This window comes from Cyanobacteriota bacterium, assembly GCA_025054735.1.
Taxonomy (GTDB): domain Bacteria; phylum Cyanobacteriota; class Cyanobacteriia; order SKYG9; family SKYG9; genus SKYG9.
This window is the reverse complement of record JANWZG010000048.1, coordinates 1-10,391: the sequence shown is the minus strand read 5'-3', so window position 1 is coordinate 10,391 and position 10,391 is coordinate 1. Positions and strand designations below refer to the sequence as shown.

The window sequence follows — 10,391 nt, the reverse complement described above, 5'->3', positions numbered from 1 at the left end:
ACAAATTTATGACCACCGATGGTGATATGGTTGCTATTGATGAGATTTTCCAGCGTAATCTTGACCTACAGCAATTGCCTATCACTGCTGCATCTAGTACAATTATCGATTGTGCTGAAAAACAATTGACTTCGTAGGAGAGCTATGGCAAAGAAGGGAATGATTGAGCGGGAAAAGCGGCGAGAGCGTCTTGTGGCTAAATATGCAGAGAAGCGACAAGCCTTGAAGGAACAATTCAATAAGGCCACCTCTCAGCAAGAAAAGCTTGATCTGCACCGCCAGCTTCAGCAACTTCCTCGCAACAGTGCTCGGGTTCGTCTTCGCAACCGCTGCTGGGTAACTGGCCGCCCTAGGGGCTACTATCGTGATTTTGGCCTCTCTCGTCACGTGATTCGAGAAATGGCACACCAGGGCTTGCTACCGGGTATTGTCAAGTCAAGCTGGTAATGGTTATTTTTACTCCTAGCAGCCCATCTACTGGCACTCAGCGTTGAATCAACTAGGTAATGTTACTAAGTAACGTTTACTAAATTTACCTTGACATTTCAGGGTCGTGCAAGGCTTGACTTGTATTAGGTCTGGTGGATTGTTTTCCTTGGCTTGACTAGGAGGTCAGTACTATGCGCAGCCATTTGTCCAAGTTGCAGTGCTCTGGAGTTCAGTATGGGGGGCTGGTGGGTTTAGCGGTTTTGGGCTGTGGCCTTGGTGGATTGGTTGGGTTCACAGCGTCTAGCTTAGCTCAGCAATTACCAGCTAACCGGGTACAACTATCTACAACGTTCTACTGCACAAAGGCAGATGGCTCGTTTGCTACAGTGGCAAGGCGCGGCGATCGTACTACTCCTCCTATGATTACGTGGCGCGATACTTCCTTTGGCCCTCAGTTCACCCCAGAGCGGCGTTGTCAAATTGTGAGTGAGCGCCTGACCCGAGCTGTTGCTCAGAATGGCGGCAGGCTATCTAATCTACGTTTGACCTACGGGCCGTTGAATGGCTTCCCTGTCATTTGCTATGTCAGCAGCCCAGAGGAGTTTTGTAGTTCAGATAATCTGTTAATTACCCTCCGCCAAGACGATCGTGGTAGAGAAGGGCAAATTTTACAGCAGATTCTCACTTTTAGCATTCAGGGCCAAGGCGCTCCTTTGACTCGTGGTGGCACTGCATCTCGACCTGAGCCGATCGCCTTCGGTGCTGAAGTGGAGCGAGCACTGAGTAGCTATAGCATTACTCCAGGTATTCTGCCTCCATCTATCGGCAATTTTCGGCAAGAAGCGCAACGCTCCTTTGGCACAGGAGCAATACCTGTTATTCCCCAATCTTCAACATCCCCTAGGGGCACCGCTACTACCTCTAGCACCAACCCTATCTGATACAACCTCACTTCCCATGCCTACAAACATGGCATGGGTTGTAAGCATTAGGCTTTTAGCTAGTGAATATACTGGTGAACTACAAGATACCTGCTACCTTAAATCCAACACGTATTATGTGCACGTACTATGTGCACGTATTATGTGACAGTGGGGTAGTAGCAGATCAGTTGGTGCGTGGAGTTGGGCAATTCCTGTCATCGCCTCTATCCGTGATAGTTTAGCGCTCCATGGTGCTATTAAGGCCCGTAGCCAGGGTTTAAGTTCTTACTAGTGCATGGATCACTCTAGACTACTAAGCTGTCTTCCCCACTTGTTGGATACGCCTGTGATAGAGCACTGGCATGATAAAGTGCTTGCATGGCCAATCGTCCTACCATCTAACGAACTATGTCCTCATCCGGGCGCTACCAAAGCTGGATACTCACCACCGTTCGTTCGCGATCGCGGCAACTGGCTGATCGCTTAGCCATAGCGGTACGTTCTTTAAAAACAGCAGCACTCTGGGGAACCCAAGTAGCCCTTTATCCCATCTACTTGCTATTTCAAAGTGGGCGGCTAGTCAGCAAGCAGTTACGGCAATCAGTTCAACGAACCGTTTTGCGATTTCAAGCACAGCGTGACCCTAGCTTACAAGCCCTACCCCCTAGTGATCAAGCTATTCAGCGCACCCTAGATTTTGTCCATCAGTTTGTCCATCAGATTGTGCCGCCACAGCCTATTCAACAACAGATTATCCAACAGGCTGGACAAGAGCAACCATCCCCGGCCACCTCATCACAGCCGATCGCCACACTTAAGAGGACTGATCAATCGAACTTGGCGGTGTCTAAGAGTTCTGGTGTTGCCGTACAACCTGCTTCTGAGCCAGTTTCAACTCTTGAGCAGGTAGCCTCAGTGCTCAACTCCCTACCCACTGTCCGAGGTATTGCAACCCTGCTAGATCACCGCAAACTAGTTTTGGTAGATGATGCCAACCAAATATGGGATGTGCTGACAGCAGAGCAACAACAGCGTCTATATCAACGGTTGATTTGGGAAGTTATTGATTACGATCGCACAGTGCAACGGGTTGCCCAATTGCAGCAAAAATTTTCTCTCTTCTCTCCAGACCAACGGCGACTTCCTCCTCCTCCTGACCGACCTCAAGCATGGCAGTTTGTTCGGCGGTTTCACCGCATCATGGCATGGATCCAACAAAGTCCCGTGGCGATCGCCATTAACTTGTTTCAGGAGGCAGATTTTGTCCACACACCCAGAATTTACCCATCTCCGGTTGCAACAACATCCTCTCTGTCTGGGGTAGCCCTGATTGATCCCGATGCTTGGTGTAACCCAAATCATGCCTTACCACAAGAGGCCATGCCTACAGAACCGTGGCTAACCATGGCTGACGTATTTGGAGTGCCAGAGAATCCAACTCAAGCAGCGATTACGAAGGGCAAATTGCTAACCCCAGTTTTAGCAGCATCACCCCATCAGGTATCTGCCGATGATACTAGTCGCAGTCAAATCACACGTACTTCGATACATGCACTGGTTGAAGACCCTTGGACAACTGAGGCAGTCACTGAGATAACAACGGATGCGGGTACAATTGCTCCTATCTCAGCATCCACTCCCAGCATGAACTCTCAGACAGTGCCAAAGGACTCCGCCTGTGCAGTTGACGGTTCTACACCTGATTACATTGACATAGAAGCCGAGTCTACTGGCTATGTGAAACATCCGTTAGAACAAATCTTGGAATGGCTGGATATTGTGCTAACGTGGGTTGAATCGTTGGGGCTGGCGTTATGGAAATTCATCCGACATCGGCTCTCACTATGACCAGCAGTTCAAGACATCGCAGCCTCTGGGTTTATTCTTGACGATAGAATTGCAGGCATAATGTCGCCATGGTTCACTATCCTAGGGATTGATTATGGTCTTGCAACAACCGCCACAACCACGCCTTGTTCCCCCTTTAGAGAGTGGCGATCGCCTGACTCGGGCAGAGTTTGAGCGCCGTTACCAGGCAACTCCCGAAAAATTCAAGGCCGAACTGATTGAAGGAGTGGTTTACGTGGCATCTCCAGTGCGAGTCTTTCATGGAAATCCGCATTTCAGCTTAATTACCTGGTTAGGGGTATATTGCACAGCCACACCTGGTATCAGTGGTTCAGACAATGTCACCATCCGACTGGATATGGACAACGAACCCCAACCCGATGCCCTGTTGCGCATTGAAACTGGCGGCACCTCACGCATTAGTGAGGATGGCTACCTTGAAGGGGCACCGGAACTGGTGGCAGAAATCGCTACCAGCAGCGCAGCCATTGACCTAGGGGCCAAGAAGAATGCCTATCGTCGCAATGGGGTGCAGGAATATCTGGTGTGGCAGACCTTTGAAAACCGCTTCAGTTGGTTCCGGTTGCAGTCAGAGGCGTTTGTCCTAGTAGAACCCGATGGGGATGGCGTTATCCGCAGCACCGCGTTTCCAGGCTTGTGGTTGGCGGTGGATGCTTTGCTGGCGGGCAGGATGATGCAGGTGCTGAATGTGCTGCAAGCGGGGATAGCTGACCCAGCCCATCAGGCGTTTGTGCAGGAGTTGGCGGGGCGATCGCAGAAATCCTCAGATTGATCGTCAAGCTGATATTACCCGATGGTATTAGCGCATATCGAATTAGCACTTACAGTTCCACTCACCCCAGTATCCTGTGCGAGTCCACTTCTATCAATCTCACATTAGCTGAACCCACTACTATGGAACCTAAATGGAACCTAAGGGGTTAATGGCCAGTCTACGTCATTACAATCACTCATCACACCCCATACTCTAGAATGTCCCTATGCGTTACCATCCCTCTCCGTCTTTGTTAGTGCCCTCTGTAGCCAGTGGCCTAGTGGCTGGATTGCTGTTGATGGGTCAGTCAGTTACTCTGGCATCGGTGCCAGAGCCTCAAGCTAGGACTAGCGAAATGACCGTTGCTCAGCTATTTCGACGACAGCCAGGACAGGCTAACCAGGCACCACCGCCACCAGGTTGCGGCCCCCAGGGGTGTCAGTTGTCAATTGACCAAACCGTGTTGACCGCGGGGCAGGTAGTGAAAGCTAGTTATCAGGGCAAAGATCCACAAATACTTAGCACTGGTGAGCGTCGGGCACTGTCTCTCAACTTAGTTAGTGCTATCACCAAGCGCAATGGACAGGTTGTGGTACCCGCAGGGAGCGAAATTCGGGGTGAGGTGGTGCCCGTACAGGGAGGTGGACAGTTTATTGCTCAGCAAATCGTTGTCAATGGTAAACCCTACGTCTTTGCGGCTAAATCAGGCACCATCCATGATGTTAAGGATCCACGAGAAACATCTGCTGGCGCGATCGCAGGTGATGCAGTTATTGGTGCCGTAGGGGGTGCTGTAGTTAGCCAAGTTCTTAAGGGACGAATTGATGTCGGGGAAGTAGTGGGTGGTGCTGTTGCTGGAGTGGTAATTGGCAACGTCACAGCCCCCCAAGCCGTAGTGATCAGCCAGAACGACCAGTATGATTTAACCCTTACGTCTGATTTCACCCTCAGGTAATACACCCTATAGCAACAAACTGATTAGCTAGGACACCTAGCACTCGCAAAGCTAGGACATGCAGTACTTGCAGAGACGAAAGCTCAAACTCTATGTTTGCAGCTTCGATAATGTCCACATGATGAAGTAGGGCCAGTTCATAAACTCCTACAAAACCCTCACTTCAGATTTGCTTTTCCATAGTTTTGGCCAGTCACTTGAGCATCAACACTTGAGCATCAATGTATGATAGGGGAGCCGTGATGAACTAAGGTCTAGTAGCGATAAGGTTCAACACGCAGCCGAATACAGAAGCTCCCGTAGCTGGACAGCAGACATTTTATTCACGGAATTCTAGTCACTTCATGCCATGACTCCTAACATTCTACAGTGGATCACTCGTGACCTAGATATGATGCCTGACGATGGTGGCTGGAAACGCTATGAAATCATTGATGGAGAACTACACGTGACCTGCGCCCCCCACATCTGCCACCAGAGCGTAAGCAGCAAGCTCCATGTGCGTTTGGAGGTATGGTCAGAGGAAACTGGTCTGGGTAGCGCATTTGAGACACCAGGTATCGTGTTTTCTGATATAGATGCCGTGATTCCTGATGTGGTGTGGATTAGTAGGTAACGCCTCGCGGTTGGTGTGGATGCCGCTGGACACCTGACCGTAGCTCCAGAACTGGTGATCGAAGTTCTTTCACCAGGAGAACAAAACGAACAGCGCGACAAAGAATTGAAGTGCAAACTCTATTCCCGCTATGGCGTGCAGGAATATTGGATTGTCAACTGGCAAGTGAAAACGCTGGAAATTTATTGCCGCCACGATGCCCAACTCCACTTAGTCGCTACCCTGCTAGAGACTGATACCCTCACCTCTCCCCTGCTCCCAGGCTTCAGCACCTCCCTCAGCACCGTGTTTGGCATGGCTGGTGGCTAGGGATGAGGTTGGTTAGAAGTATACCTACTCCTGTTTTCATGAGGGCTATGAACCGCAATTCAATTTAGGTTGCGTGTTACTATCCAGCTATTCTGAAACTATGGCCAGTTGTTTCCAATGCCGAGTAAGTTTATCCTGGGCATGTTGGCGGGGTGATTATTGCTACTGGGATCATTCCCGTCGTTATGTCTGTGGTCATAGGATGGTCTAATCAAGAGTTTCTAACTCGAGCCGAGGCTGCCTGTGGTGAAGTTACCGAATTGCTATCTGATACAACGCGAGACCCGCTCATTTGACTGGCAATAGTGTTGCTCCAATTCATCGACACTCAAGCGGAGAGCAACAGATAAGCACCGTAGTAACCTCCAGACAGGTTAGCGAAACTGTCACCAGCTAGAGACTCAGTAGTTACTTTGGCCAGTTGATGGCTTGGATAGGTTGCCGATGGATAGTGCCAGAAATGGCAACAGGGAAGTAGGTCAATAGCTCTGGAGCATAGTCGATCGTATCGACATATTGGTTTGCTGGAGAGGGCATGTAGGCAAAGCTAGCTCGTCGCTTCAGGGTATTGGGCACCTTTTTCAGTAGCACACTGATTTGGCCGTTGTAAACCCGCAGAGACGCTTGGCGACAGTCAAATCCAGCGCATATCAAGTGATAGAGCAACAGCAATGGGCTAAAGAGGTTACAGTGCCCAAGGCAAAGGGAGCTATCTACTTGGTAGGGTACGGTAAGGGCTAGAATACCACCTTCCTTGAGGTCGTCATAGACTTTATCCAGAAACAGGCCGGGGTTGCGTTGGTGCTCTAGTACATGGCTACACCAAATGGCATCCATGGGCTGGGGTAGGGTAACGGAGAGGTAGTCGGCGTGGTAGTCGGCTTCATAGCCAGGAAGAATTTCTACGGTGGTGGTGTGTTTACCCAAATGGCGAAAGATGCGACTGGCGTTTTGTTCGCAAGAGCCAATATCCAGCACAGTGTGAAAGGTGAAATGTTTGCACAGGGTAACCAAAGCTAGGTGGCCATAGTAGACGACTTGCTCTAAGGTGCCTTGGTCAGTAGTAACGGTAAACAGGGTGATGCTATTGCTGTAGCTGGTGTTGGCTAGGGGCTTGAGGGCAAAGTGAGGGCGCACATGGGGAGGATCACAATAGCGTCGTCCAATATCGGCACTGGAGGATTCTACACCGTCATAGCGCCGGAGCGAGATCCCCAAGGTAGGAAACAGCCACTGTTTAACCAAGGCAATGAGGGATTTCAGCATAGGGCGGAGGCAGTAAGGCACAGAGATCAGCAATAGAGGGAATGACGGTGACTTGGTGAGCATAGGGCTTTTGAGCTAAGAGTTGGTGGTCTTGGTGTCCATAACCTGTGAGCACCAAAAATGCCTTCATCCCTAGGGCTATGCCTGGTTCCAAATCGCGCAGTCGATCGCCTACCACCCAACACTGGTCTGGTTGCAGGTTATGGTCTTGAATTGCCCGGAGAAATAGTCCTGGTCTAGGTTTACGACAATTACACTGGAGGCTGTATTCCTGAATAGTGCCCTCCGGATGGTGAGGACAGTAATAGATTCCATCAATAGCTGCCCCTGATCGGTGAACATCCTGACGTAAGCGGTCATGAATGGCTTCGACCGTCTCAATGCCAAAATAGCCCCGTGCCACCCCAGACTGATTGCTGACAATTAGCACTTTACTGCCCTGTTGGTTCAGGGTTTGCAACAGGTTCAGGGCACCAGGAATCCAAGACACACGGTCTGGGTCGTCTAGAAAATGTTCTTCTCGAATTAGGGTGCCATCCCGATCGCACAGCACGGCCTGGGGAAACACCTGAGGAGTGGGTGTCATAGCTAAAATTTCAAGACCGTGGTCAGGAACTTTAACAGGCGGGCTTTTTCCACAGGTTCAGCATTCCCCAGCACATTAGCAGCGATCGCCCCGGCTAGATTGCCTAGCAACGAACCGATCGCCAGCGGTAGCTCCAGTTTAGCGCTCAGGCTAGCAAGGGCAAAGAAGGCATCTCCTGCACCGATTGTATCCTTGACATCTAACGTCATTGCTGGTGTCAGTTCCTCCTCTCCCTTGCGGTTCACAGCCAAGGAACCCGATGATCCCAACGTCAGCCAACCCTGATCTGCACCCAGGTGATCATGGAGGCGATGCAGCAAGTGGGAATGATCTCCATGGCGACTAGCAAAGGCTAAGCGTAGCTCTGCCTCATCCACACAGAAAGAATCTGCCCGCTTGTACTTGGTGATCAAGTTGTAGCCATGATTCGCACTATTGGTCTGACAGTTTAAGGCTAAGAAATTAGCTTGGGTTTGTACCAATTCCATCAGGGTTGGATCCATTAAGCCATGGCCATAGTCAGCAACAATAACTAGGTCATAGGCCTGAATAGTATCCTCTAAGCGATTGAGGAGACGCTCTCGTTGAGCAGGATTGACCTCTTCTTCTAGGTAGTTGATGGAAAACAGCTTAGTATATTGCTCTCGCATTCCCTGACGCTCAATGTAGCGGCGCTTGCGAATCGTGGGGTACCCCTGCTCGTAGTGCAGATCAAGACGAATACGTCCGCTGGTATTGTTGAGAATCAGAGTATGGACATCCGGCTCGTTGCCAACGATACCTGCAACGGTGACGGAATCCACAAAGCTGGCAAGGTGGCGGGCGATCGCCAAGGAACCTCCTAAATGTTGCTCATCCTTCAAAAAGCGGGTAGAAATTACCCGTCCCTTAGAGGTTAGTCCTTGCACCGCGCAGTAAACAAACTCGTCGATAATCACATCCCCCAAGACCAAGACCTTGAGCTGTTGCATGGCATCAATATAGTCGCGGATTTGCTCGAAGGAATATTGCTTACTCAGCGCACTGGCATAGCTTTTGACTTGAGGTGGTAGCACATCGAGGTGGTTATTAATTAGGCGAGTAGAGCTAAATACGATTTCGCCTACATAGCGCACATCTCCACCGTAGGATCGCACGCGCTCTGTTTCTCGATCGATATTCTGGGTGACATCATTCCTAGCATCGGCATACTCGTGCCCTTTGCAGTAGATATGGGGTTGGATGCGATCGATAACTTCAATAGCAGTAGCTACCGGTGAACACAGCACATAGTCCACACAGCCGAGAGATGACAAAGAATAAAGCCGCATTTCATCAGAGAAGATTGGACGGCCTGGGCCGCGATTGACATAGGGGGCTGCGGTAATCGAGACTACTAGAATGTCACCCAATGCTTTGGCTTCTTGTAGGTGGGCAATATGTCCTGGATGCAGCAAGTCAAAGACACCATGGCAGAGAATTACTGTTTTACCGCTCTGTTTCAACTCAGCAATAACTGTAGAGCAGGTATCGTAATCTAAATATTTTTCAGAGTTTTTGATCAACATGTTCCCTAAAATTCACTACTAATCACACCATTACCTCAAAATTCATTGTTGACTTCAGTTGACTTCAACGCTTAGCATTGCAGTGCTGTAATCAACATGATTGGACTATAACGCTACAGTTTCGTTCCCACCACTTAACTTCACCATTGCTCAACTAAGACGATACAAATGAGGTTTGCCATACCGCTTATTCCAGCGTTGATGTCGGAATTGATGAAGTACATTTATCCTATACATACTGCCCTCATATCAGCCTAGCTTGCTTCCACGCGGAACAAAATAGTGCCACTTTTGCCATGTTTCAACAGCTACACCTCAAGGACAATTGCTTTCACAGTATATCCAACTATACCGTTTTGTTAAGAAAAGATTATCTGAGAGCCGGGTGCTTGGGTGCTCACTAAAAGTCGCTGCAATCCATGAAATGCCTGTTCTAGCTTGGGATGTCGTTCTGGCGGGGCAAAGAATAGAATAAAGCCGCCAGCACCTGCACCTAACAGCTTTCCTCCTAACGCGCCAGCTTCTAAACCTAAGGCATAGAGCCTGTCAATTTCAGGATTAGAAATGCTGTCATCTAGACTACGTTTAGCTATCCATGCCTGATGAAGCAATTCACCAAAGGCTGTTAGGGGACGATCGTGACTCGTCAAAATATCCCAACCAGCATCGACCATGCGGCGCATCTGCTTCAGGGTATGCACATTGTCCTGAACCCGTTGCAATTGCTTAGCGACAACATCGGTAGCTCGTCGGCGAATGCCAGTAAACACAATGAATAGGTGCTGCTCAAATTCGTGCAAGCGTTGGGGAGAAATGGGCAGGCGTATTACCTCGATGTCCTCTTCGGTGCGAAACTCAACAAGGTTGAAGCCACCCATGGCGGCCATTACTTGGTCTTGACAACCCACTCGATCGTGGAGCAAATGACGCTCTACATAGATAGCCTCATAGGCCAGTTGCAGTGGACGTACAAATTCACCCTTAAAGCTGTGTAGGGCATGGAGGAGTGAGACGGTGAAGGCAGATGATGATCCCAAGCCAGTAAACGCTGGCAGGTCAGCAACATGATGTAATTCTAAGTCCTTTTCTAGCCCACAAAATTTCAAACACTCACGATATACGTTGTGTTCAATTTCC

9 protein-coding genes and 1 pseudogene are annotated in these 10,391 nt (G+C 49.6%); 6 read left to right on the top strand and 4 right to left on the bottom strand.

Annotated elements, in window-relative coordinates; genetic code table 11:
* The first annotated feature begins 144 nt into the window (after positions 1 to 144).
* The 6 genes and pseudogenes from rpsN to NZ772_03955 all read left to right on the top strand — a co-directional run bounded on the left by rpsN (position 145) and on the right by NZ772_03955 (position 5,855).
* The gene (gene rpsN / locus NZ772_03980; protein ID MCS6812717.1) at positions 145 to 447 is read left to right on the top strand and encodes a 30S ribosomal protein S14; all 303 of its coding nucleotides are present in this window, start codon (positions 145 to 147) and stop codon (positions 445 to 447) included.
* A 173-nt stretch (positions 448 to 620) separates the two neighbouring features.
* Positions 621 to 1,370: a COP23 domain-containing protein gene (locus NZ772_03975; GenBank protein ID MCS6812716.1), complete on the top strand. Its 750-nt coding sequence runs from the start codon at positions 621 to 623 to the stop codon at positions 1,368 to 1,370.
* 390 nt (positions 1,371 to 1,760) lie between these two features.
* Positions 1,761 to 3,200, top strand: coding sequence for a hypothetical protein (locus NZ772_03970; protein ID MCS6812715.1), 1,440 nt, complete (start codon positions 1,761 to 1,763; stop codon positions 3,198 to 3,200).
* A gap of 94 nt (positions 3,201 to 3,294) precedes the next feature.
* Positions 3,295 to 3,993 (top strand): Uma2 family endonuclease, encoded by a 699-nt coding sequence (locus tag NZ772_03965; protein ID MCS6812714.1) that lies wholly within the window; start codon positions 3,295 to 3,297, stop codon positions 3,991 to 3,993.
* 208 nt (positions 3,994 to 4,201) lie between these two features.
* A complete protein-coding gene (locus NZ772_03960; GenBank protein ID MCS6812713.1) occupies positions 4,202 to 4,930 on the top strand; it encodes a hypothetical protein in 729 nt (242 codons plus the stop codon).
* A gap of 349 nt (positions 4,931 to 5,279) precedes the next feature.
* A pseudogene (locus tag NZ772_03955) lies at positions 5,280 to 5,855 on the top strand (Uma2 family endonuclease).
* A 408-nt stretch (positions 5,856 to 6,263) separates the two neighbouring features.
* On the opposite strand, the gene NZ772_03950 reads toward NZ772_03955, so the two are convergent.
* The 4 genes from NZ772_03950 to NZ772_03935 all read right to left on the bottom strand — a co-directional run.
* Positions 6,264 to 7,121 (bottom strand): class I SAM-dependent methyltransferase, encoded by an 858-nt coding sequence (locus NZ772_03950; protein ID MCS6812712.1) that lies wholly within the window; start codon positions 7,119 to 7,121, stop codon positions 6,264 to 6,266.
* Positions 7,093 to 7,707, bottom strand: a complete 615-nt coding sequence (locus tag NZ772_03945) for an HAD family hydrolase (GenBank protein ID MCS6812711.1) — start codon at positions 7,705 to 7,707, stop codon at positions 7,093 to 7,095. The genes NZ772_03950 and NZ772_03945 overlap by 29 nt, the downstream gene beginning before the upstream one ends.
* 2 nt (positions 7,708 to 7,709) lie before the next feature.
* A complete protein-coding gene (locus NZ772_03940) occupies positions 7,710 to 9,254 on the bottom strand; it encodes a PfkB family carbohydrate kinase (protein MCS6812710.1) in 1,545 nt (514 codons plus the stop codon).
* Between the two features lie 359 nt (positions 9,255 to 9,613).
* Positions 9,614 to 10,391: GHMP kinase (locus NZ772_03935; GenBank protein MCS6812709.1), on the bottom strand; the 778-nt coding region annotated here is incomplete at its 5' end.

Coding starts and splice junctions, on each gene's coding strand:
- rpsN (MCS6812717.1), top strand. CDS start 145: ATGGCAAAGAAGGGAATGATTGAGCGGGAAAAGCGGCGAGAGCGTCTT.
- NZ772_03975 (MCS6812716.1), top strand. CDS start 621: ATGCGCAGCCATTTGTCCAAGTTGCAGTGCTCTGGAGTTCAGTATGGG.
- NZ772_03970 (MCS6812715.1), top strand. CDS start 1,761: ATGTCCTCATCCGGGCGCTACCAAAGCTGGATACTCACCACCGTTCGT.
- NZ772_03965 (MCS6812714.1), top strand. CDS start 3,295: ATGGTCTTGCAACAACCGCCACAACCACGCCTTGTTCCCCCTTTAGAG.
- NZ772_03960 (MCS6812713.1), top strand. CDS start 4,202: ATGCGTTACCATCCCTCTCCGTCTTTGTTAGTGCCCTCTGTAGCCAGT.
- NZ772_03950 (MCS6812712.1), bottom strand. CDS start 7,121: ATGCTGAAATCCCTCATTGCCTTGGTTAAACAGTGGCTGTTTCCTACC.
- NZ772_03945 (MCS6812711.1), bottom strand. CDS start 7,707: ATGACACCCACTCCTCAGGTGTTTCCCCAGGCCGTGCTGTGCGATCGG.
- NZ772_03940 (MCS6812710.1), bottom strand. CDS start 9,254: ATGTTGATCAAAAACTCTGAAAAATATTTAGATTACGATACCTGCTCT.